General features: G+C 67.7%; 17 protein-coding genes. 10 read left to right on the forward strand and 7 right to left on the reverse strand.

The genetic code is table 11. The features are described 5' to 3' along the window. Positions 1-176 precede the first annotated feature (176 nt). Entirely contained in the window at positions 177-2741 is a 2565-nt protein-coding gene (locus tag ACW6W5_RS01585; RefSeq protein ID WP_152150995.1) for a methyl-accepting chemotaxis protein, read from the forward strand. 73 nt (positions 2742-2814) lie between these two features. After that, entirely contained in the window at positions 2815-5448 is a 2634-nt protein-coding gene (locus ACW6W5_RS01590) for an excinuclease ABC subunit UvrA (RefSeq protein ID WP_121040352.1), read from the forward strand. 15 nt (positions 5449-5463) lie between these two features. Here ACW6W5_RS01590 and ACW6W5_RS01595 read toward each other — a convergent pair whose 3' ends face one another. From ACW6W5_RS01595 to ACW6W5_RS01615, 5 genes are all read right to left on the reverse strand, one after another. Beyond that, entirely contained in the window at positions 5464-7980 is a 2517-nt protein-coding gene (locus tag ACW6W5_RS01595) for a PepSY-associated TM helix domain-containing protein (RefSeq protein WP_152150997.1), read from the reverse strand. Positions 7981-8127: 147 nt separating this feature from the next. Next, positions 8128-8688, reverse strand: coding sequence for a TlpA family protein disulfide reductase (locus ACW6W5_RS01600; RefSeq protein ID WP_152150999.1), 561 nt, complete (start codon positions 8686-8688; stop codon positions 8128-8130). Then, entirely contained in the window at positions 8685-11051 is a 2367-nt protein-coding gene (locus ACW6W5_RS01605; RefSeq protein WP_183073712.1) for a protein-disulfide reductase DsbD domain-containing protein, read from the reverse strand. The genes ACW6W5_RS01600 and ACW6W5_RS01605 overlap by 4 nt, the downstream gene beginning before the upstream one ends. After that, positions 11051-11389 (reverse strand): divalent-cation tolerance protein CutA, encoded by a 339-nt coding sequence (gene cutA, locus ACW6W5_RS01610; RefSeq protein ID WP_121040344.1) that lies wholly within the window; start codon positions 11387-11389, stop codon positions 11051-11053. Before cutA ends, ACW6W5_RS01605 begins: the two co-directional genes overlap by 1 nt. A gap of 72 nt (positions 11390-11461) precedes the next feature. Next, the gene (locus tag ACW6W5_RS01615; protein ID WP_152151000.1) at positions 11462-13246 is read right to left on the reverse strand and encodes an endonuclease; all 1785 of its coding nucleotides are present in this window, start codon (positions 13244-13246) and stop codon (positions 11462-11464) included. 293 nt (positions 13247-13539) lie between these two features. Here ACW6W5_RS01615 and ACW6W5_RS01620 point away from each other — a divergent pair, with 293 nt between their 5' ends. After that, a complete protein-coding gene (locus ACW6W5_RS01620; protein ID WP_019183551.1) occupies positions 13540-13827 on the forward strand; it encodes a co-chaperone GroES in 288 nt (95 codons plus the stop codon). 91 nt (positions 13828-13918) lie between these two features. Continuing rightward, the gene (gene groL / locus ACW6W5_RS01625; RefSeq protein ID WP_019183552.1) at positions 13919-15568 is read left to right on the forward strand and encodes a chaperonin GroEL; all 1650 of its coding nucleotides are present in this window, start codon (positions 13919-13921) and stop codon (positions 15566-15568) included. A gap of 132 nt (positions 15569-15700) precedes the next feature. On the opposite strand, the gene ACW6W5_RS01630 is transcribed toward groL, so the two are convergent. Then, complete coding sequence (locus ACW6W5_RS01630; protein ID WP_121040340.1) at positions 15701-16600, reverse strand: LysR substrate-binding domain-containing protein; 900 nt, start codon at positions 16598-16600, stop codon at positions 15701-15703. 166 nt (positions 16601-16766) lie between these two features. On the opposite strand from ACW6W5_RS01630, the gene ACW6W5_RS01635 reads away from it, so the two are divergent. Together ACW6W5_RS01635 and ACW6W5_RS01640 are read left to right on the forward strand one after the other, a co-directional pair. Next, on the forward strand, positions 16767-17402 hold the full coding sequence (locus tag ACW6W5_RS01635) for a glutathione S-transferase family protein (RefSeq protein ID WP_121040337.1): 636 nt from the start codon (positions 16767-16769) through the stop codon (positions 17400-17402). A 16-nt stretch (positions 17403-17418) separates the two neighbouring features. After that, the gene (locus ACW6W5_RS01640; protein WP_152151003.1) at positions 17419-18468 is read left to right on the forward strand and encodes an LLM class oxidoreductase; all 1050 of its coding nucleotides are present in this window, start codon (positions 17419-17421) and stop codon (positions 18466-18468) included. Between the two features lie 41 nt (positions 18469-18509). Here ACW6W5_RS01640 and ACW6W5_RS01645 read toward each other — a convergent pair whose 3' ends face one another. Next, entirely contained in the window at positions 18510-18875 is a 366-nt protein-coding gene (locus ACW6W5_RS01645; RefSeq protein WP_147433882.1) for a hypothetical protein, read from the reverse strand. A 49-nt stretch (positions 18876-18924) separates the two neighbouring features. On the opposite strand from ACW6W5_RS01645, the gene ACW6W5_RS01650 reads away from it, so the two are divergent. The 4 genes from ACW6W5_RS01650 (at position 18925) to aroG (ending at position 21863) form a co-directional block, all read left to right on the forward strand. Then, positions 18925-19419 carry a MarR family winged helix-turn-helix transcriptional regulator gene (locus ACW6W5_RS01650; protein ID WP_121040331.1) on the forward strand — a complete coding sequence of 165 codons (495 nt, stop codon included), beginning with the start codon at positions 18925-18927 and terminating at the stop codon, positions 19417-19419. After that, positions 19416-20156, forward strand: coding sequence for a DNA alkylation repair protein (locus tag ACW6W5_RS01655; RefSeq protein WP_121040329.1), 741 nt, complete (start codon positions 19416-19418; stop codon positions 20154-20156). The genes ACW6W5_RS01650 and ACW6W5_RS01655 overlap by 4 nt, the downstream gene beginning before the upstream one ends. 14 nt (positions 20157-20170) lie before the next feature. Then, on the forward strand, positions 20171-20518 hold the full coding sequence (locus ACW6W5_RS01660) for a DUF6616 family protein (protein ID WP_152151005.1): 348 nt from the start codon (positions 20171-20173) through the stop codon (positions 20516-20518). 271 nt (positions 20519-20789) lie between these two features. Next, the gene (gene aroG, locus ACW6W5_RS01665; RefSeq protein ID WP_046274152.1) at positions 20790-21863 is read left to right on the forward strand and encodes a 3-deoxy-7-phosphoheptulonate synthase AroG; all 1074 of its coding nucleotides are present in this window, start codon (positions 20790-20792) and stop codon (positions 21861-21863) included. Positions 21864-21960: the final 97 nt, after the last annotated feature.

A 21960-nucleotide genomic window follows, 5' to 3' on the forward strand; every position in this document is an offset into this window, starting at 1 on the left:
TCACTGTCGCACGTTCACGCGCCATGTGAGCACGGGGGCCCTGATCGTCATCCCTTCGTCGTCTGGCGCCGGTACAACGGGATCCATTGGCGAAGCTCTGGCCGCTCGCTGAGATCGGCCCTCAAGTTCAGCGTGATCCCGCCGATACCGATGCGTCCTTCCGCCTGGAGTACGTGATGTCGGTCGTCCCCCGCCGCCTGTCCTTGTTCGTCGCCCGTCTGGGCGATCGGTTCGGCTTCCGTCTCGCTCAGCCGCCCCGGCTGGCCGCGCTCGGTCGCCTCAGCGTGGCACAGAAACTCAGGGCCAGCCTGCTGATCTGCGGCCTGGGCCTGTTGGCGGTCGCCGTGGTCTACGGCTGGACGGGCCATGATACCGAGCGTGCAGCCCAAACCTTCGGCGCGCACCAGCAGGAGGCCGCACTGGCGGCCGCGCTGGCGACCGAGATCGCCGATGCGCGGCGCCTGCAGACCCGCTATGCCAGCACGTTCGATGGCAGCGATCGCGAGGCGTTGCAGGCCGCGCAGCAGCGCCTGCAGGCGACCCTGGCCGAGCTGCAGCGCGATCCCCACGACGCCGGTAGCGCCGGGGCACTACGCGAGCTGGCCGCCCGCGCGGGTGATTTCGCCGAGGGCATCACCGCATTGAATGCCCGGGTGGATGAGATGGGGCGTGGCGATGCCGGCCTGCGTGCGCAGCTGGAGGCGGCGGCTGCCACGCTGGAGGCCAGTGTCGAGGCCGGCGCGCGCCCGGTGTTGATCGCCCAGCTGCAGAAGATGCGGCGCGAGGAAAGCCTGCTGCTGCTCACCGGTGACGCGGCGCACACCGATCGTGCCAGCGAACAGAAGTTGCCGTTCGATCTGTCCCTGGCAGAGGCGCGCCTGGATGCAGAGACGCAGGAAGCACTGCGAACGCAGATGGAGGCATATCAAGGGGCGCTGCTGGCCTACACGGCCGCCCGCATCGGGCTGGATGTGGAAGCGCAGTCACTGGCCGAGAGCGCCGCGCAGATCGGCCCCGGGCTGCAGGCGCTGCAACAGGCGCAGGCGCAGGCATTGGCGGCGGCGCGCGAGCGACAGGCCGCGCGGGCCAGCACCATGGGCATCGTGTTCGCGCTGACCCTGCTGCTGGTGGCGGCCGTGCTGATCGCCACGCTGCTGCTGGTGCTGCGGGCGGTCCGCCAGCCGATCACCGATACGCTCCGCTTCGCCGAGGACATTGCCGAAGATCGACTGGACACCGTCCTGCCGCTCCATAACCCGCACGATGAAATCGGCCAGCTCGCCGCGCGCCTGCGCCACATGCAGCAACGGCTGCGCGAGCGGATCGAGGCCGAGCGCGCGGTGGCACGCGACAACACCCGCGCCCGCCAGGCATTGGACAGTGCGCAGACCGGCGTGATGGTGCTCGACGGTGAAGGGCGGATCGGCTTCCTCAACCACGCGCTGCTCACCGAACTGCAGCTCACGCACGCGGACTGGAGCGGCCAACCCGCGGCCGCCCTGCATCCGGCCTTCGCCAGTCTGTTGCCGATGCTGCAGCGCGGCCAGCGTGCCAGCCGGGAGATCGAGCACGCCGGCATCCGCTATCAGCTGGTGATCACCCCGATCGTGGAGCACGACCAGCTGCTGGGCGCGGCGGTGGAGTGGCGCAGCCGCGCGCTGGAAACCACTGTGGAGAACGAGGTGGCCGCGCTGGTCGATGCGGCCGCGCGGGGCGAACTGCATGGACGGATCGCGGTCGAGGACAAACAGGGCTTCGTAAAGACGCTCGCGCTCAGCATCAACCACCTGCTCGATACCTTCCAGAGCAACCTGTCCGGAGTGCAGGGGCTGCTCTCGGCGTTGTCGCAGGGCGATCTGCGCGTACGCATGCAGGGCGACTTCCACGGTGTGTTCGCGCGCCTGCGTGACGACGCCAACGCCACGGTGATGCAGCTGACCGACATCGTCGCGCGCATCCAGCAGGCGTCGCTGGCGATCAACCATGCCGCCGGCGAAATTGTCGCCGGCAACCACGATCTCTCCGACCGCACCGAGCGCCAGGCGGCGCATCTGGAAGAAACCGCCTCCTCGATGGAGGAACTGGCGGCCACGGTGCGGCAGAATGCGGACTCGGCGCAGCAGGCCAACCAGCTGGCGATCCGCGCGGCCGAGGTCGCGGCGCGGGGTGGAGAATCGGTGGCGCAGGTGGTGACCACCATGGCCGACATCGCGCTGTCGTCGCACCGGATCGGGGAGATCACCGGCGTCATCGACGGGATCGCGTTCCAGACCAACATCCTGGCGCTCAACGCCGCCGTCGAAGCCGCGCGCGCAGGCGAGCAGGGCCGCAGCTTCGCGGTAGTGGCCAGCGAAGTGCGCCTGCTGGCACAACGCAGTGCCGACGCCGCGCGCCAGATCAAGCAGCTGATCGAAGCCTCGGTCGAGCGCGTTGATGCGGGCACCCGGCAGGTCGACAGCGCGGGTGCGACGATGGGCGAGATCGTCGGCAGTGTGCAGCGGGTCACCGCGATCATGGCGAGCATCTCCGCGGCCTCGCAGCAGCAGACGGCGGGCATCGAGCAGGTGAGCCAGACGTTGCTGCAGATGGATGGCAGCACCCAGCAGAATGCGGCGCTGGTGGAGGAAGCGTCAGCCTCGGCGCGCGCACTGGATCGCCAGGCCTCGCTGCTGGGCGAGGCGGTGGATGCCTTCGTCGTCACTCCGCCGCCGTCGGCGCCGCGCGTGCGGGCCATGGCCTGACAGGCGCGTCAACGCCGCGCTCACCGGTCTTCACCGGCAATGAGCCGGCGCTGTGCTTCGCTATTGTTCATCTATGAACAAATCCACGCGCCGGCCGTCGCCCCCCACTGCTCCGGATGCCTTCGTGCGCGTTCGGGGCGCACGCGAACACAACCTCAAGAACGTGGATGTCGATATCCCCCGCGATGCGCTGGTGGTGTTCTCCGGCATCTCCGGCTCGGGCAAATCCTCGCTGGCGTTCGGTACGCTGTATGCCGAGGCGCAGCGGCGCTACCTGGAGTCATTGTCGCCGTATGCGCGCCGCTTGATCGATCAGGTCGGCGTGCCGGATGTGGATGCGATCGAAGGTCTCCCGCCGGCCGTGGCATTACAACAGCAGCGCGGCACCGCCAGCGTGCGTTCCAGCGTCGGCAGCGTGACCACGCTGTCCAGCCTGCTGCGGATGCTGTACTCGCGCGCAGGTACGTATCCGGCCAGACAGCCGATGCTGTATGCCGAGGATTTCTCACCGAATACACCGCAGGGCGCCTGCCCGAACTGCCATGGCCTGGGCTACGTGTATGAAGTGACCGAGCAGTCCATGGTGCCCGATCCCTCGCTGAGCATCCGCGAACGCGCCATCGCTGCGTGGCCGCCGGCGTGGCATGGACAGAACCAGCGCGACATTCTGGTCACGCTTGGCTACGACGTGGATATCCCCTGGCGCGATCTGCCCAGGAAACAGCGCGACTGGATCCTGTTCACCGAGGAGCAGCCGGTGGTGCCGGTCTACGCCGGTTTTACCCCGGCCGAAACCCGTGCCGCGCTGCGGCGCAAGGAGGAGCCGAGCTACATGGGCACCTTCAGCGGTGCCCGGCGCTATGTGCTGCACACCTTTGCGACCACGCAGAGCGCGATGATGAAGAAGCGGGTGGCGCGCTACATGATCGGCGCCGAATGTCCGGTCTGCGATGGCCGTCGATTGAAGCGCGAAGCGCTCTCGGTGACGTTTGCCGGCATGGATATCGGCACGTTGTCGCGGCTGCCGCTCAGTGCCATGGCGCAGGCGTTGCGTCCGGCGGCGGAAGGGCATTTCCAGGTAGCGGCCGCCACCGCCACACGCAGCCGCAGCGCCGGCCGCCAGGCCACGGCCAAGCGGGTGGCCGCCGGTGGCAACGCGCATGCGGGCGGCAGCGATGTGCGCCGCACGCCAGATCTTTCCGAGGAGAAACGCATCGCGGCCCAGCGCATCGCGCACGATCTGGTCGAACGGATCGGCACGCTGCAGTCGCTGGGCCTGGGCTATCTGTCGATGGACCGCGCGACCCCGACGCTGTCGCCAGGCGAACTGCAACGCCTGCGCCTGGCGACACAGATCCGCTCCAGCCTGTTCGGCGTCGTGTACGTACTGGACGAACCCACCGCCGGCCTGCATCCGGCCGATGGCGAGGCCCTGTACGACGCGCTCGCCCAGCTCAAGGCCGGCGGCAACACGTTGTTCGTGGTGGAGCATGATCTGGAAATGCTGCGCCGTGCGGACTGGCTGGTGGATGTCGGCCCGGGTGCGGGCCAGCACGGTGGCCGGGTGCTTTACAGCGGTCCGCCCGAGGGGCTGCGTACGGTGGAGGCCTCGGTCACCGCGCCGTATCTGTTCCAGAACGCTGACGGCCCGCGCCGCACGCCGCGCGCGCCGTCCGGCTGGCTGGGCCTGCAGGGCGTCCATCGCAACAATCTGCGTGGCGTGGACGCGCGCTTCCCGCTCGGCGCGTTCACGGCGGTGACCGGTGTCTCCGGCTCGGGCAAGTCCAGTCTGGTCAGCCAGGCGCTGGTTGAACTGGTCGGCGAGCATCTGGGGCAGGAGCCGGTGATCGAAGAGACCGACAGCGACCTGCCGCAGCCCAGCCGTATCGAACGCACCCGTGGCCGCTTGAACGGGGCCAAGGCGATCAAACGTCTGGTCAACGTGGATCAGAAGCCGATCGGGCGCACGCCGCGTTCCAACCTGGCCACCTACACCGGCCTGTTCGATCATGTGCGCCGTCTGTTTGCCGGCACGCGCTCGGCCAAGGCACGCCGCTACAGCGTGGGCCGTTTCTCCTTCAATGTCGCCGCCGGCCGCTGCGAGACCTGCGAAGGCGAGGGCTTCGTCCACGTCGAACTGTTGTTCATGCCCAGCGTCTACGCGCCATGCCCCACCTGCCATGGGCAGCGCTACAACGCCAAGACCTTGGAAGTGCAGTGGAACGGTCGCAACATCGCGCAGGTGCTGGCGATGACGGTGGAGGAGGCGTTGGCGTTCTTTGCCGACGAGCCGCCGGTGCAGCGGCCGCTGCAACTGCTGCGGGATATCGGCCTGGGCTATCTGCGCCTGGGCCAGCCGGCCACGGAACTGTCCGGCGGTGAGGCGCAGCGGATCAAGCTGGCGACAGAGCTGCAGCGCAGCCAGCACGGCAACAGCCTGTATGTGCTGGACGAGCCGACCACCGGCCTGCACCCGGCCGATGTGGACAAGCTGATGACGCAGCTGCACGGCCTGGTCGACGCCGGCAACACCGTGGTGGTGGTCGAGCATGACCTGCGGGTGGTGGCCGATGCGGACTGGGTGATCGATGTGGGACCGGGCGCGGGTGAGGAGGGTGGCAGGATCGTGGCCGAAGGCACGCCGGCCCAGGTCAGTCGCGCCAGGCACGGCGCCACCGCGCGCTATCTGCGCCGCTGGTTTCCCTGAGCGGCGCGGCGTTGCTCAGTACACGTCGCGGCGGTAGCGTCCGTCGTTGAGCAGGGCATCGACCGCATCGTTGCCCAGCACCTCGCGCAGCACGGCATCGACACCTTCGGCCATGCCATGCAGCGAGCCGCACACGTAGAGGCTGCCGCCCAGGTCCACCCACGCACGCAGTGCCTTCGGTGCGGTGCGCAGGCGGTCCTGCACATAGCCGCCGCCGTCCGGATCGCGCGAGAACGCCAGGTCGACACGGCTGAGGTGACCCTGCGCCTGCCACGCCTCGATCTCTTCGCGATAGAGGAAGTCGTGCGCGCGGGTGCGTTCGCCGAACACCAGCCAGTGACCGCGGTCGCCCTGCGCGTCGGCTTCACGCAGCAGGCTGCGCAGGCCGGCGATGCCGGTGCCGTTGCCGATCAGCAGCATCGGGGCGTGCTCGGGATGGCGATGGAAGCCGCTGTTGCGGCGCACGCGGGCATGAATGTTGTCTGCCTTGGTGGCATGCACGCACAGCCAGCCCGAGCCCAGTCCGTGGCGGCCATCGGGCAGATCGGTCAGGCGGATCACCAACTGCACGGCACCATCGCGGGGCACCGAGGCGATCGAGTATTCGCGATGCGGCAGCGCAGGCAGTCGCGCCAGCCAGCGGGCAGCATCGGGTGCTGCAGCGGCGTCCACCGCTTCCGCTGTCTCAGGCAGCACACGCGCGGCAGCCGCCTCGACCAATGCGGTGATGCGTCCATCGACCGTCACCGGCGCCTGCGGATCCAGACCGTTGCGGGCCAGCACCGACAGCACATGCGCACGCGCGTGGCGCGGCGCCATCTCCAGGATGTCGCCGGCCTGCCAGTGGGCGTGCGCCAGCGGCCGCAGTGACACCTGCCAGATCGCCCCGGCGGCACTGCCCGGATTGAGCTGCGCGCGCGCATCCAGCGCCCAGGGGTGCAGCTCAACGGGTGCCGGCAGGGGGGTGTGATCCTCTACCCCGGTCAGCACACCCAGCTGCTGCTGCCAGTGCGCCAGCGGCACGGCGTCGGTGCGGTCCACCTCGATGCTGGCGAACAGCCGCTGCGCCCCCTGCGCCGCCAGCCAGCTGTCCACCTGCCGCGAGAAACCGCAGAAGCGTGTGTACTCGCGGTCGCCGAGCCCAAGCACGGCGTACGCCAGGCCCTGCAGCGAGGTGGACTGCGCCAACACCCGTCGCCCGAACGTACGCGCCGCATCCGGCGCTTCGCCATCGCCGAAGGTGCTGATGACGAACAACGCCTTGTCTGTGGTGGTCAGCAGTGCCGCGTCCACCTGCGCGAGCGGACGCACCTGCACCGGCAGGCCGGCCGCCTGCAACTGGGCGGCAGCGCGCCAGGCCAGCTGCTCGGCAAACCCACTCTGGCTGGCGAACGCGACCAGCCACGGCTGTCCGGTGCCGATGGCCGCGGCGAGAGGCAGGCGTGAGGCACGCACCTCGCGCTTCTTGCGGCGGCGGTCCAGGTACAACATCCAGCCGGTGATGAAGAACACCAGCATGCCCAGGCTGGACAGCATCACGATGATCCGCCCGGGCAGGCCGAAGAAGCTGCCCGAGTGCAACGCGAACACACTGACGATGATCTTGCCGCCGGCGGTCTTGCTGCTGTAAGGCTCGTAGGAGAGCAGGGCGCCTGTGGACGGATCGAGCTGGAGGATGTCCTGCGCGCGGTCGTGCGCCGTGCTGCTTCCCTGCACGCGGCCGGTCAGCGCACGGCCTGGCTTGGCCGGGAAGCGCAGGTCGATGTAACCGCGTCGCACGCCCTCCAACCCGTACAGGGTGGCCTGCACCTTGCCCAGATCCAGAGGGCCGCCGCTGGTGCGCGGCTGGTTCTGCTCGGCGGCGGGGCCGCCCAGCAATGCAGTTGCGCCCTTGCGGTACCAGTCGAACGACCACCACAGCCCGGTCAACGCGATCATCAGGTACACCAGCAGCACCCAGGTGCCGACCACTGAATGCAGACTCCACAGGAAACTTCGCCCGCTGCGCGACCACTCCACCGCCAGCCAGGTGCGCCAGTGCCACCAGCGTCGCGGCCAACGCAGGTACAGCCCCGACAGACAGAAGAACACCAGCGCGATCGCGCAGCTGCCGGTGATCAGGCTGCCCCGCTCGCCGCTGACCAGGTGGCGGTGCAGGTCTTCGACGAAGGCGAAGAAATCCAGTCCGCTCAGTTCGGTGAGCACGTTGCCGGTGTACGGATCGAAGTAGCGCCAGTTCGCCTGGCCGCCTTCGAAACGCGCCACCGACAGGCGCTGCCCGGTCGCATCCACGCGCAGCCGCTGCAACGGCTTTGGCATGTCCTGCTGCAACCGCGGCAACAGCTCGGTGAGCGCCACTGGCTGCTCGCCGGCCGCATGGCGTTGCACGACCTGCGCAAGCGCAGGATTGGCCGCGCGCGTGATCTCGTCTTCAAAGGCCAGCGTGGCCCCGCTCAGGCCCACCACCGCCAGCACGGTGCCGGCAGTGATGCCCAGCAGCCAATGCAGCTGGAAAAGAACGGTCTTCAACATGCGGGCGGTTCCGGCGGCAAGGCGAAGCGGGCCCGGCAGTGGATGAGAATGGATCTCGTCATTGTTGGGTGCAGGGCTGGGGCGGTCAATAGCCCAGGTCGGGCCAGTACGGCCTCTCGATCAGACGGTCACCTCGGCCAAGCAGGCTCAGTGCGTTGCCCAGGCCTCGATCTCACCGGCCGCAAACGGCCCCAGCTTCTGTTTCACGATGCGCCCCTGCGCATCGACCAGTACTGAATACGGCAGCAGGCCCTGCGCATTGCCCAGACGCACGCTGGCGTCGGCCGGGCCGGGGGTATCGAGCACGATCGGGTAGGCGACCGGGATGCGGGTCAGGAAATCGCGCACGCCCTCGGGCGTATCCAGCGCCAGCCCGAGCACCTGCACGCCGGTAGCGCCCTGGGCATCGGCAAACGTGGTCAGCGCCGGCATTTCCTCCACGCACGGCCCGCACCAGCTGGCCCAGACGTTGATCAGCAGCGGACGCCCGTGGAAGCTGGCCAGGTGCTGCGGGTGCCCTTGCAGGTCCGGCAGGGTGATCGCGGGCATCGGATCACCCGGTTGGGCCGCGACCACCACCGGCCGTGGCGGTGGCGGGGCATTGGCCGGGCGCTCGTCATGCCCGGCCAACCAGACGCCGGCGCCAATCCCGAGCACGGCCGCGATCACGACCACCACGACCGTCCGCCGTGGTGGCCGCAGGCTCATCGCGCGGTCCGCAGCAGCGCTTCTTCCACCAGCGCCTGGGTCAGTACCGTCGGCAGCACGGTCGGCGGTGCGCCCGGGCCATAGACCACATACAGCGGCACACCGACGGCCTTGTGCTCATCCAGGAACGCGGTGATCTGCGGGTCGACATTGGTGTAGTCGCCGCGCATGTAGACCGCGTTGGTCCGGCGCAGGGTGTCCTGGAACGCGTTGGTGCCCAGCACGGCGCGTTCGTTGGCCTTGCAGGTCACGCACCAGTCGGCCGTCATGTTGACGAACACGACGCGGTTGTCCTGGCGCAGGCGATCAAGCATCTGCGGCGAGTACTCCACCACGTTGTCGCTGGCCGGCTGCGCGGCCTTGGCCGGCGGCGCCATGCGGGTCACGCCCCAGATCGGGTACAGCGCGCCAAGGACCAGCAGCAGGGCCAACAGGCCGCCCACACGCTGACTGCGCCAGCGGCTGCGCTCGAACCACCACAGCGCCAGCGACAGGATCACCAGGCCGCCCAGCACCAGCGCCATCGCATCCACGCCGCGCTGCTTGCCCAGTACCCACAGCAGCCAGATCGCGGTGCCGTACATCGGGAAGGCCAGCACCAGCTTGAGCGTTTCCATCCACGCGCCGGGGCGCGGCAGGCGGCGGGCCAGCGATGGCACGAATCCGATCAGCAGGAACGGCAGGGCCAGGCCCAGGCCGAGCGCCAGGAACACCAGCATCGCCTGCAGGCCGGGGGCAGCGAAGGCGTAGGCCAGCGCCGGGCCCATGAACGGGGCCACGCACGGGCTGGCCACCACGCAGGCGAGCACGCCGGTGAAGAAATCGCCGACCGGGCCGCTGCGCGAGGCCAGCGACTGGCCGACCCCGCCCATGCTGCCGCCCAGGGTGAACACGCCCGACAGGCTCAGGCCCACGGCAAACATCAGGTACACCAGCGCGGCGATGAACCACGGGTGCTGCAGCTGGAAGCCCCAGCCCGCGGCCTGGCCCGCCGCACGCAGCGCGATGACCAGTGCACCGATGGCGGCGAAGGCGACCAGTACGCCGGCGGTGTACCAGAGCGCATGGCTGCGCGCGCGCTGACGGCTCTCGCCGCTCTGCGCCACGCCCAGCACCTTCAGCGACAGGATCGGCAGCACGCAGGGCATCAGATTGAGGATCAGGCCACCGGCCACGGCGAACAGCAGCAGCACCAGCAGGTTGCCCGGTGCGGCGGCCGGGGCGACCGGCGGCGGGGTGCGCTGCGCGTTGTCCGCGCTGGCATCCGGGGTGGCGGCGGTGTCGCCCGGCACGGCCAGGGCGGGTTCGTTCGGGCGGATCAGCATCGGCTGGGTGCCGGTGCCGGCATCACCGCGGGCCTGTGCGCGTTTGTCGCGATTGGGCAGGGGCGCGATGACCTCGGTCTTCTGCGCGACGTCATTCGCCTTGGCGTTGATCGTGCCTGCCGGCAGCGCCAGCTTCACCCGGCGCGTCATCGGCGGGTAGCAGATGCCATCGGTCTGGCAGCCCTGGAAGGTGATCACCAGCGTCGCATCGGTTGCACTGGCCGTACTGCGGCGCAGCGGCAACGGCACGTCGATCTGGTCGAAATACACCGCCACATCGCCGAAGTGTTCATCGCGGTGCGATTTGGCGGCCGGCCATGTCGGCTTGTCCGCGCGGATGCCCGGCGCGCCTTCCAGCGCCAGCGAGGTGCGGTCGCGATACAGGTAGTAGCCCGGCGCCGGCGTGAAACGCAGCAGCACGGTGTTGCCATCGCCGACGATCGCATCGAAGCCGAACGCGCGCTCGGAGGGCAGCGGCAGCGCCTGGGTGTTGCTGGTGCCGGGCAGGCGCAGGCCACTGCCGGTGTTGCCGGCCAACGGGGTGTTGAACGGGGAAGCGGCAGCGCTGGCGGCGGGGGCGGGGGCGGTGCCAGCGCCGCTGCCACCGGCCGGCAGCTTCACCTGCAGCGTGCGCTTCTGCGGCGGGTAGCACACGCCCGCATCGGCGCATCCCTGGTAGCGCACTTCCAGCGTCACGGTGTCGGTGCCGTCGGCGGCCTTGCCCGGCAGTACGCCGGTCAGGCGTTCGCGGTAGGTCTCCACCTCGCCGAAGAAATCATCGTGATGCTTCTTGCCGGCCGGCAGCTGCAATGCCTCGGCATCGAAGCCGGCAGCGGCCTTGACCGTGGTGCGATGGCGATACAGGTAATAGCCCGGGGCGATCTTCCAGCTGATCTCCACGCGATCACGGTCGCGCGCCTGGGCAGTCAGCCCGAAGGCCTCATCGACCGGGAGCAGGTCTTTTTCGCTGACCGCCCAGGCCGGCAGGGAGACCACGAACAATGCGCACAGCGCGGCAACACGACGAAACAGCGTCATCAATCACTTTCCTCACGGGTCTGCGCCCGAATCCAATCCAGGTACGCCGGTAGGCCGGCGCGGGTTTCGACCGCGATGCACTCGGGGAGTTCATACGGATGCAGGGCCTGCACACGCGCGATCGCCGCGTCCAGGCGGCTGCCGGTGGTCTTGATCAGCAACTGGACCTCATGGTCCTCGGTGACCTCGCCCTGCCAGCGGTAGGTCGAATGCGCCCCGTCCAGGCGCGTCACGCACGCGGCCAGGCGTTCGTCCACCAGCGCGTGTGCCAGCCGCGCGGCGCAGGCCACGTCGGGGCAGGTGGTGAACAGCAGGAAGACGGGATCGGCAATCGACATGACCGCCGAGTATAGGACCGCCAGAGGCCAATGGTCCGACCGGCGCCGCGAGGGGGCGCCGGTCGGCCGGGCTCAGTTGGCCAGCTGGCAGGTGGCCGGCTTGGCCGAGGTGAACAGCGTCGGGGTGGCCCACTCCGGGTGGTCGATGAACGGATTGCGGTTGCCCTGGAAACTGAAGATCACCTCGTTGCGAGCGCGTTCCGCCGCGTCCGGCGGGTCGGACAGGTGCCAGTCGATCAGGGTCGAGAGCAGGCCCATGTAGGCCGGCGAGGCCGAGGTCTTGACGATCCTGCTGCGGTCGTCGGTCAGCTCCAGGTCCGGCTCGGACTGCCCGGTTTTGGCATCTTTACCGCCTTCATAACGGATCGCCATGTACATCACCGCACGTGCCATATCGCCCTTGCGGTGGCCCCACACTTCGAACGAGCCGCCATTGCCATCCGGCGTGCGCACCCAGTTGGAGGTGCCCGGGTAGCCACCACTGCCGCCGCCGAATCCGTTGTTGGCCTCGGTCGCGCGTTCACCGCAGTTGCTGTCGCATGTGGCAAAGGGCTTGTTGCCGCGGTCCGCATTCCACTGTGCATCGGTCAGATACAGCATGTGGGTGTCGGTGTAGGGCGCATACGGCAGGCCTTTGTCGCCGGTGGTGCTGGCAAAGCCCAGCGAGTTGGGCCAGGTGTGTTCGCGGTTGTAGGTCAGCCCGCTGCCGGTGCCCGCCCGCCCGCTGACCTTGGTGTAGCTGCGGTTGCGGTAGGCATCGAGGATCTTGCCGCTGTTGTTGGGATCTTCGTCGGCGATTTCCAGGATGGTCCAGGTGCTGGTGCCCGAGCCGCTGTAGGGATAGGCGGTGTGACCCTTGATGGTCTCGTGCAGCGAGCAGCGCAACTGGCTGGGGGTGGAGGTGTTGACCCGGGCGTAGTACTCCCCGGGCGTGCCGGGGTTGCCCGGATCGGGCGTGGTGGCGGTGGCCACGGTGAAGGCGATGCGTGTATCGGCGGCCGGGCGGGCGCCCTGGGCATCCTTCACGCGGGTGGCGCGGATGTCGAAGCGGCAGGCTTCCCCCGCCACCAGCGCGGTGTTGGTGGCCAGGGTGAAGCGGGTGCCGGTGGTCGGGTGGCTCAGCGCGACCGTGCCGGACTGGCCGCAGCTCAGCGCGAAGGCGCCGCTGGAGAGGGTGACCGGCTCACTGAAGGTGACGCTCAGGTCGGCGGCAGCCGGGAAGGTGCTGGCGCCCTGCTCGGGGGTGGTGGCAGTGACCGAGGGCGCGGTATTCGGGCCGGTCGGGCCGCCGCCGCTGAAGGTCTGGCCGTGGTTGCAGGCGCCGAAGGTCTGCGTGGCCGATTCGGCCCAGGTGAAATGGGCGTATTGGCTGCCGGTGCCGGTCAGCTGCAGGGAGGTGCCCGGGGCGGTGCCGTTGGTCTCGCTGACCGGGATGTTCTGGCTGGTCAGGCCCGCGGCGGGGCCGGCGGCGGCGGTGATGGTGCCCTCGTAGCTGAGGAACTGGACCACCTTGCCGCTGGCGTCGACCAGGGCAATGCCGTCGTTGGGACCGTTCTGGATCCCGTTGGTCGGGTAGCTGACCGTGGCCAGCCGGGCGCCGCCGCAACTGGCAGTGCCGGCCGGGACCGCGTTGTTGGCGTAGACCGCGGCGGCCGAGGGGTTGCTGCCGTTGTAGAGATAGAGCCGGTAGCCGGACAGGTCTTCACCGGCGGTGGCGATCACTTCGATGGCCTCGCCGACGTCTCCGGCGGGGGTGCTGTCGTCGTAATGCAGTTCATTGATGAATACATCGGCCCGGGCCGGGCTGGTGGCCAGCACCAGCAGGCAAGCCAAGGACAGCGGCGTCAGCAACCTCATCTACGGCTCCTTGTGATTGGTCAGTGCCGCTCGAATCTACGCAATCCAGATGACACATCGATTGGTCTGTCGGATTCGACCTTTCGCATTGAGAACTGCGTCAAACATTCACGCGCGGGCCCGGATCGGCAAAAAAAACCGGCCGCCTGCCCTTGAAAGGGGTGGGGCCAGCACCATCTCTGCTCTGTCCCGCACCGTCGGGTTTTTTCGTGAGCGTGGCTGGCAGTCGCCCTGTGCGAGTGCTAACATCGCCAGACTTTCCTAGACCAATCAACAACTTAAAAGGGTCTCACATGAGCATCAAGCCGCTTCATGACCGCGTCGTAGTCAAGCCGATCGAAGCCGACGAAATCTCGTCCGGCGGCATCGTGATTCCGGATTCCGCCAAGGAAAAGTCGACCAAGGGTGAAGTCGTGGCCGTCGGCCCGGGCAAGCCCCTGGACAACGGCAGCGTGCGCGCGCCGTCGCTGAAGGTCGGTGACAAGGTCATCTACGGCCAGTACGCCGGCAGCAGCTACAAGTCCGAAGGCGTCGAGTTCAAGGTCCTGCGCGAAGACGACATCCTCGCCATCGTCGGCTGAGTGATGCGGCCGGCCCCGTGCCGGCGCTTCCGCACTTCCTCCCGTTCAAGCAGCCGGGCATCGCCCGGCTCTACATAAAAAGGTAATCGCAATGGCTGCCAAAGATATTCGTTTCGGTGAAGACGCCCGCGCCCGCATGGTTCGCGGCGTCAACGTTCTCGCCAATGCCGTCAAGGCCACCCTGGGCCCGAAGGGCCGCAACGTCGTGCTCGAAAAGAGCTTCGGCGCGCCGACCATCACCAAGGACGGCGTGTCCGTCGCCAAGGAAATCGAACTGGCTGACAAGTTCGAGAACATGGGCGCGCAGATGGTGAAGGAAGTTGCTTCGCGCACCAACGATGACGCCGGCGACGGCACCACCACCGCCACCGTGCTGGCCCAGGCCCTGATCCGCGAAGGCGCCAAGGCCGTCGCTGCCGGCATGAACCCGATGGACCTCAAGCGCGGTATCGACAAGGCCGTGATCGCCGCCGTCGCCGAGCTGAAGAACATCTCCAAGCCGACCGCTGACGACAAGGCGATTGCCCAGGTCGGCACGATCTCGGCCAACTCGGACGAGTCGATCGGCAACATCATCGCCGAAGCGATGCGCCGCGTGACCAAGGAAGGCGTCATCACCGTTGAAGAAGGCTCGGGCCTGGATAACGAGCTGGACGTCGTCGAAGGCATGCAGTTCGACCGTGGCTACCTGTCCCCGTACTTCATCAACAACCAGCAGTCGCAGACCGCTGACCTGGATGATCCCTACGTGCTGCTGCACGACAAGAAGATCTCCAACGTGCGCGACCTGCTGCCCGTGCTGGAAGGCGTCGCCAAGGCCGGCAAGCCGCTGCTGATCATCGCCGAAGACATCGAAGGCGAAGCGCTGGCGACCCTGGTGGTCAACACCATCCGTGGCATCGTGAAGGTCGTGGCCGTCAAGGCACCGGGCTTCGGCGATCGTCGCAAGGCGATGCTGGAAGACATGGCCGTGCTGACCGGCGGCACCGTGATCTCCGAGGAAATCGGTCTGTCGCTGGAAAAGGCGACGATCAAGGACCTGGGCCGCGCCAAGAAGGTGCAGGTCTCCAAGGAAAACACCACGATCATCGATGGCGCCGGCGAGAAGGCCAACATCGAAGCGCGTGTCACCCAGATCAAGACCCAGATCGAAGACACCTCCTCGGATTACGACCGCGAGAAGCTGCAGGAACGCGTGGCCAAGCTGGCCGGCGGCGTTGCCGTGATCAAGGTCGGTGCCTCGACCGAAATCGAAATGAAGGAAAAGAAGGATCGCGTCGACGACGCCCTGCACGCGACCCGTGCAGCCGTTGAAGAAGGCGTGGTCCCGGGCGGCGGCGTTGCGCTGGTTCGTGCGGTCACCGCGCTGAGCGGCCTGAAGGGTGCCAACGAAGACCAGAACCACGGCATCCAGATCGCCCTGCGCGCGATGGAAGCCCCGCTGCGCGAAATCGTGGCCAATGCTGGCGAAGAGCCGTCCGTGATCGTCAACAAGGTCAAGGAAGGCACCGGCAGCTTCGGCTACAACGCCGCCACCGGCGAATTCGGCGACATGCTGGAATTCGGCATCCTGGACCCGACCAAGGTGACCCGTTCGGCGCTGCAGAACGCAGCCTCGATCGCTGGCCTGATGATCACCACCGAAGCGATGGTTGCCGAAGCCCCGAAGAAGGATGACGGCGCTGGCGCAGCTGGCGGCGGCATGGGCGGTATGGGTGGCATGGGCGGCATGGACTTCTGATGTAGATGCCGGCCTTCGGTCGGCACGCATCGGAGCGGTAGGTACCAACTGTTGGTCGGTACCCGCCATGCGCCAACGCAGTACGAAGAACCCCGCCGGAAGGCGGGGTTTTTTTGTGCGCGTATCACGGGCTCACAGCGCGCTGGTCGGCGCCTGGATCTCATCCTCCAGCCAGCGCAGGAATGCCGCGATGGCCGGGTTCTCCTCGGCGCCGGGCAGGGTGACGGCGTAGTACGCAAACTGCGTTGGCCACGGCTGATCCAGTACGACGGCCAGCCGCCCGCTGGCGACTTCGGATTCCACATACAGGTCACGCACCAGCGCGATGCCCTGGCCCGCTTCTGCGGCGCGGATCAGCAACACGTCATCATCGAACGCCGGGCCACGTTCGATGCGCGGATCGGGCGGCAGACCGAGCGCGCGGAACCACAGCGACCAGTCGCTGCGGTCGGAATCCTGCAGCAGCGGGTACTGCAGGCAGTCCATGGCCGAGTGGATCGGCCGGCCCTCGGCGAGCAGCGCCGGGCAGGCCACCGGCAACAGCACGGGTGCCGCCAGCGGGCGTGAGACCAGGCCGGGATACTCGCCGAGGCCGTGGCGGATGGCGATGTCGATGCGATCGCGACGCAGATTCGCCAGCGCCGATGAGGCCTCCACACGCACTTCGATCGCCGGGTGGCGTTCGGTGAACCGGCCCAGCCGCGGCACCAGCCAGGACGCGGCGAAGCTGGGCACGGTGCTGAGGGTGAGGGTCTGCCGCGCGTGGATGGCGTCCAGCGTGGCCATGCTGTCTTGGATCTGATCGAACGCGCGCAGCAGGGCCGGGTGCACCTGTGCGCCGGCCGGGGTCAGTGCGACCCCGTGAGGGGTGCGGGTAAACAGCACAACGCCGGTGCGCGCCTGCAGCAGTTTGAGCTGCTGGCTGATCGCCCCCGGGGTAACCCCCATGACCGCAGCAGCGGCCTTGAGGCTGCCATGACGACCGGTTTCGACGAAGGCGCGCAGCGCGAGCAGGGGAAGGACGGCACCCATGACCTTAGATTTTCTCTCTTGGCAGTGCAGGAAGAATCGTTCTACAGAGCGCGTTGGCCTGCGTAGCATCGTGATCATGTTGAATCGATGTCGTTTAGTCCAGCTGCATTGATCCAACACTGCTACGCGAACCCCGCCCGCTGTTCCGCCTGCCAAGGAGACCGCTGTGTCCCCCGTTTCGCTGCACCTGTACACCGACAGCTCGCCCAACGGCTTCAAGATCACCATCGCGCTGGAAGAACTCGGCATCCCTTACGTACTGCATCACGTACGTATCGACGAAGGTGAGCACCGCCATCCCGATTTCCTGCAACTGCATCCGCACGGCCGCATTCCGGTGCTGGTCGACGAGGCGACGGGTATCACCGTGTTCGAATCCGCCGCCATCCTGCTGTATCTGGCCGAGCAGAGCGGACGGCTGTTGCCCGACGCGCCACGCGCGCGCTGGGAGGCCATCACCTGGTTGATGTTCCACTCCGCCAGCGTCGGGCCGATCCTGGGGCAGCGTGTCCATGTCGAGATGTTCGCCGACGCGCCCTACGCACCCGCCATCGAACGCTACCGGCGCCTGAGCGCCGAGTTCTTCGCCACCCTGGACCAGCACCTCACAGGCCGCTCATGGCTGGCAGGCGAGGCGTATTCAATCGCCGATATCGCCGGCTATGGCTGGACCCATATCGCACGGCTCATCGGCTTCGATTTCAGCGCTTACCCGCACTTGAGTGCATGGCACCTGCGCATGTCACAGCGGCCCGCAGTGCAGCGCGGCGTGCAGCTCCCCGAACCGGCCACCGGCCCCTGACCCAGGAACGACCACGATGACCCTCTCGACCGATATCACTGCGGTGCAGGCGCCGCAGACCGGCGCATCCGCACCGGCGTTCGCCCGCCATGCCGGTTACCAGCGCATGTTCCGCGAGGGGACGCTGACGCTGGGTGTGTTCCTGCCCCTGCGTTTCTATCAAGGCGACATGCAGGTGCTGGCCGGGCAGGCGGATCTGGTGAGCCAGCTGGACCGTGACGGCTTCGCTGCGGCCCGGGTACGCGATGTACCGTTGTTCGACCCGTTGTTCGGCGACGCCGGGCAGGTGTTCGATCCGTTTACCTATCTGGCCTTCCTGGCGGCACGCACGAAGCGGCTGGCGCTGGCCACGGGCAGTGCGATCTTCTCGCTGCGCCACCCGATCGATCTGGCCAAGTCGGCCACCACCATCGACCAGCTGTCCGGTGGGCGGCTGGTGCTGGGCATCGCCTCCGGCGATCGTCCGGTCGAATTCCCGGCGTATGGCCTGGCGCATGCGGACCGCGGCGAGCGCTTCGCCGCATCGGTGGGCTATGTCCGCCAGTTGCTGCAGCACGGTCCCCTGCATATCGACTCGGCACTGGGCGCGCTGCAGGGCGTAGAGCTGCTGCCCAAGCCGGTGTCCGGCGCGATTCCCCTGCTGGTGACCGGCACCTCGCGCCAGACACTGGACTGGGTTGGGCAGCATGCCGATGGTTGGCTGACCTATCCCGAGGCAACCCATCACGCGGGCGGACCGCAGCGCCTGGCCGACAAGATCCAGGCATGGCGCCGTCTCATCCCCGACGGTGGCTTCCGCCCGCATGTCACCAACGAATGGCTGGATCTGGTCGAGGACCCGAACCATCCCCGCACGCCGCTCAATGGCGGCTACACGCTGAGAACCGGCCGCAACGGATTGATCGATCTGCTGGGCGAGTGGCAGCGTGCCGGCGTGAACCATGCTGCGCTCGGCATCCAGTTCTCGCAGCGCCCGGCGGCCGAGGTGCTGCAGGAACTGGCCGAGTACGTACTGCCGTTGTTTCCTTCGCATGACGGGGCGCTGCCGGCCGGCACGCGCTGGTAGGCATGCCCTCCGCTGCGCCATGAGGGACGGCGCGGCATTTGTCAGGCCGGAGAACGCACCGCGCGCCGACGCTCGCGCCAAGCGAGGCCGAGATGCGCCAGCAGGAAGGACAGTGCGCCGCCCACCAACATTCCCTGCGCGTACGCCATGGGCAGCCATATCGCTGCCGCCGCGCCCAGCGCCATGCCGACCAGGCTGACGGCAACGGCAACACGTTGCCGCGCCAGATGCTGTGCCTGCACTCGCTGACGTTGCTGGACGGCCACGCGCTTGTTGTCCGGCCGCAGGATGGCCTGGGCAATCGCGTCAGCTTGGGAAGGGGTCATCGACGCATCCTTGTGGGTGATCCTGGCCCGGATCTTCGCCTGTCCTCGGGGCGAGGTAAAGCGCGGCGGGGTGTCAGACAAGTCGCAGTAGCGGTATAATTAGCCGCCGTACTATTCCGGATCCGCCTGCATGCTGGAAATCAAACACCAGGCTTTCCTGACCGAGCTGGAACGTCGTGGCCAGCCGGATACGGGGGAATTGGCGCTGTGTTTCCAGGTGCTGTCGCTGGCCAGCGCGATCGACCAGGACTGCGCGAGTCGTCTGGCACCGCGGGGCCTGAGCGAAGGACGTTTCGTGCTGCTGTTCCTGCTGCGCGGCGCGGACACGGCACTGTCGCCGCACCAGTTGGCCGAGCGCGCCGGTGTCACCCGTGCCACCGTGACCGGCCTGCTGGATGGCCTGGAGCGCGAGCACCTGGTGAGCCGCCACAGTGATCCGGACGACAAACGCCGCATCCACGTGCGGCTGACCCCGGCTGGCCAAGCGCTTGCCGCGCAACTGTTCGACCAGCAGACCCACTGGATCGCCTCGCTGTTCGCCGATATCAGCCCCAGGGAACGGCGCACGCTCGGCACGCTGCTGCAACGCGTGTGGTCGCGCACTGACGCAGGACGTGCCGCATGAAACCGGCCGTCACCCGCGAGCGACGCGGACAGCTGGATCGCGGTGAAACCGAAGCCACGCACTTGGCCGAAGTGCTGGCCGTCGATTTCGCCAAGCTGATGGCCAATGTCGCACCCGGTTTGCCAGCCTCTGCGATCACCCCGATGCGCAACGCCGCCAAGCGCGGCATCACCCTGCGCATGCAGGGCGCGGCCACTCTGCTGCGCGTGCATGGTCACGGCGATCACGCGCAGTGGTCACGCCATGCCAGTGACACGGTGCGTGGCTGGGCCTGCTATCTGATCGGCAGCGACCCGGCGTTGTCACTGGAGCACAAGCTGGATGCGCTTCGCGCGTTGGCCGATGACGCGCACTTCGGCGTGCGCGAGTGGGCATGGCTGGGGGTGCGACCCCACGTCGTCGCCGAGCCGCTGCGCGTGCTCACGCACCTGCACGGCTGGACCACTGACGCTTCACCCAACGTACGCCGCTTCGCCTGCGAAGCACTGCGCCCGCGTGGCGTATGGGCCGCGCACATCGCGTTGTTCAAGCAGGAACCACACCACGCCCTGCCGCTGCTGCAGGCGCTGTGCCATGACGCCTCGCGCTACGTGCAGGATTCGGTCGGCAACTGGCTCAACGACGCCGGCAAAAGCCAGCCCGATTGGGTCCGCGCGCTGTGCAGCGAATGGCAGCAGCGGCATGCCGATGATCCGGCCAACACCTATATCCGCAAGCGCGCACTGCGCTCGCTCTGACCTCAAGGAATGCCATGTCGCACATGTTGATCGAGCTGTACACCGCCACCCCTGCCTGGACCGCGCTGGACCCGGTATCGCGCGGGGCGCTCTTCGCCCGCATCGGCGCGGGCATGCAGAACGTGGATCCCGCCCGCGTCACGCCCATAGCAATGGGCCGTATCGAGCAGGACGTGCCGCACACCACGGCCGAGCAGTTCTATGCGGTGTGGCAGTGCGCCGAACGGCTCGACGCCGATGCCTTGCTCGCCGCGATCGGGGCCACCGGCTGGCACGAGTACTTCACCACCACGCACGCGGTGGGCGCAGCGGGCACCCTGCAGCAGCACCTGGCTGAGCTGGCGGCGTTGCCGCGGGAGTGATGGTGCATGCCGGGTCGGCAGCGGCTGAATGGTCATCGCAGTTGCGAATGAAACAGTTGGCACCTCCAAACCCCTGTGTTATCAATACTCCCCAATGAACGCACGCCCCGCCAATTCCTACTTTTGGTATTACTTTCCGAAGCCACCGGCGGAGGAAGGCATGCGCTCACCCTGAAGAAAATTTCAGACGCATTCCCGAAAGCCGCCAGCGCACCTGGCGGCTTTTTTGTTGCCGCCGCGCTGGGGATCCCCACTGCCAAGGAGTTACCCCATGCCCCCCCATACCGACGACCTGCGCATCCGCAAGATTGAACCGTTGACCCCGCCGGCGCAGCTGCTGGCGATGCTGCCCTGCGACGACGAAGCCTCCGATACGGTCAGCGCCTCCCGCGCGGCCCTGCACGAGATCCTGCACGGCCGCGATGACCGCTTGGCGGTGGTGATCGGCCCGTGCTCGATCCACGACCCGGTGGCCGCCATCGAGTACGCCCAGCGCCTCAAGCCGCTGCGCGATGCCTACGCCGACGAGCTGGAAATCGTCATGCGCGTGTACTTCGAAAAGCCCCGCACCACGGTGGGCTGGAAAGGCCTGATCAACGATCCGGACCTGGATGGCAGCTTCAACATCAACAAGGGCCTGCGCGTGGCGCGCGGTCTGCTGCGCGACATCAACAAGCTGGGCCTGCCGGCCGGCGTCGAGTTCCTCGACGTGATCTCGCCGCAGTACATCGCCGATCTGGTCGCCTGGGGCGCCATCGGCGCGCGCACCACCGAAAGCCAGGTGCATCGCGAACTGGCCTCGGGGTTGTCGTGCCCGGTCGGGTTCAAGAACGGCACCGACGGCAACATCAAGATCGCCGCCGATGCGATCGGTGCGGCGTCCAACCCGCATCACTTCCTCTCGGTCACCAAGGAAGGCGGCACCGCCATCGTGGCCACCGCCGGCAACCCGGACTGCCACGTGATCCTGCGCGGCGGCAAGACGCCGAACTACGATGCCGACCACGTTGAAGCGACCAGCCAGACCCTGGCCAAGTCGCACCTGGCCGCACGCATCATGATCGATGCCAGCCACGCCAACAGCAGCAAGAATCCGGAAAACCAGCCCAAGGTCATCGCCGACATCAACGCCCAGCTGGCCAATGGCGAAGAGCGCATCGTCGGCGTCATGGTCGAGAGCCATCTGGTGGCCGGCCGGCAGGACCTGGTCGACGGCCAGCCGCTGACCTACGGCCAGAGCATCACCGATGGCTGCATCGGCTGGGACAGCTCGCTGGCGGTACTGGAAAGCCTCGCTGAAGCGGTGCGTGCGCGGCGGGCGGCGCGGATCAGCGAAGCGGCATGAATCTGCTTTGAGCCGGGGGTAGAGCCACCCCTTGGGTGGCTGCGCTGAGTACCGCAGCGCCGCAACACCATATGCAGAAGCAGCCACGAATGGCGTG

The sequence above is a fragment of the Stenotrophomonas sp. IS26 genome (assembly GCF_054188265.1).

Excerpts from the sequence above, each read along its gene's own strand:
- ACW6W5_RS01585 (WP_152150995.1), top strand. The coding sequence starts at position 177 with ATGTCGGTCGTCCCCCGCCGCCTGTCCTTGTTCGTCGCCCGTCTGGGC.
- ACW6W5_RS01590 (WP_121040352.1), top strand. The coding sequence starts at position 2,815 with ATGAACAAATCCACGCGCCGGCCGTCGCCCCCCACTGCTCCGGATGCC.
- ACW6W5_RS01595 (WP_152150997.1), bottom strand. The coding sequence starts at position 7,980 with ATGTTGAAGACCGTTCTTTTCCAGCTGCATTGGCTGCTGGGCATCACT.
- ACW6W5_RS01600 (WP_152150999.1), bottom strand. The coding sequence starts at position 8,688 with ATGAGCCTGCGGCCACCACGGCGGACGGTCGTGGTGGTCGTGATCGCG.
- ACW6W5_RS01605 (WP_183073712.1), bottom strand. The coding sequence starts at position 11,051 with ATGACGCTGTTTCGTCGTGTTGCCGCGCTGTGCGCATTGTTCGTGGTC.
- cutA (WP_121040344.1), bottom strand. The coding sequence starts at position 11,389 with ATGTCGATTGCCGATCCCGTCTTCCTGCTGTTCACCACCTGCCCCGAC.
- ACW6W5_RS01615 (WP_152151000.1), bottom strand. The coding sequence starts at position 13,246 with ATGAGGTTGCTGACGCCGCTGTCCTTGGCTTGCCTGCTGGTGCTGGCC.
- ACW6W5_RS01620 (WP_019183551.1), top strand. The coding sequence starts at position 13,540 with ATGAGCATCAAGCCGCTTCATGACCGCGTCGTAGTCAAGCCGATCGAA.
- groL (WP_019183552.1), top strand. The coding sequence starts at position 13,919 with ATGGCTGCCAAAGATATTCGTTTCGGTGAAGACGCCCGCGCCCGCATG.
- ACW6W5_RS01630 (WP_121040340.1), bottom strand. The coding sequence starts at position 16,600 with ATGGGTGCCGTCCTTCCCCTGCTCGCGCTGCGCGCCTTCGTCGAAACC.
- ACW6W5_RS01640 (WP_152151003.1), top strand. The coding sequence starts at position 17,419 with ATGACCCTCTCGACCGATATCACTGCGGTGCAGGCGCCGCAGACCGGC.
- ACW6W5_RS01650 (WP_121040331.1), top strand. The coding sequence starts at position 18,925 with ATGCTGGAAATCAAACACCAGGCTTTCCTGACCGAGCTGGAACGTCGT.
- ACW6W5_RS01655 (WP_121040329.1), top strand. The coding sequence starts at position 19,416 with ATGAAACCGGCCGTCACCCGCGAGCGACGCGGACAGCTGGATCGCGGT.
- ACW6W5_RS01660 (WP_152151005.1), top strand. The coding sequence starts at position 20,171 with ATGTCGCACATGTTGATCGAGCTGTACACCGCCACCCCTGCCTGGACC.
- aroG (WP_046274152.1), top strand. The coding sequence starts at position 20,790 with ATGCCCCCCCATACCGACGACCTGCGCATCCGCAAGATTGAACCGTTG.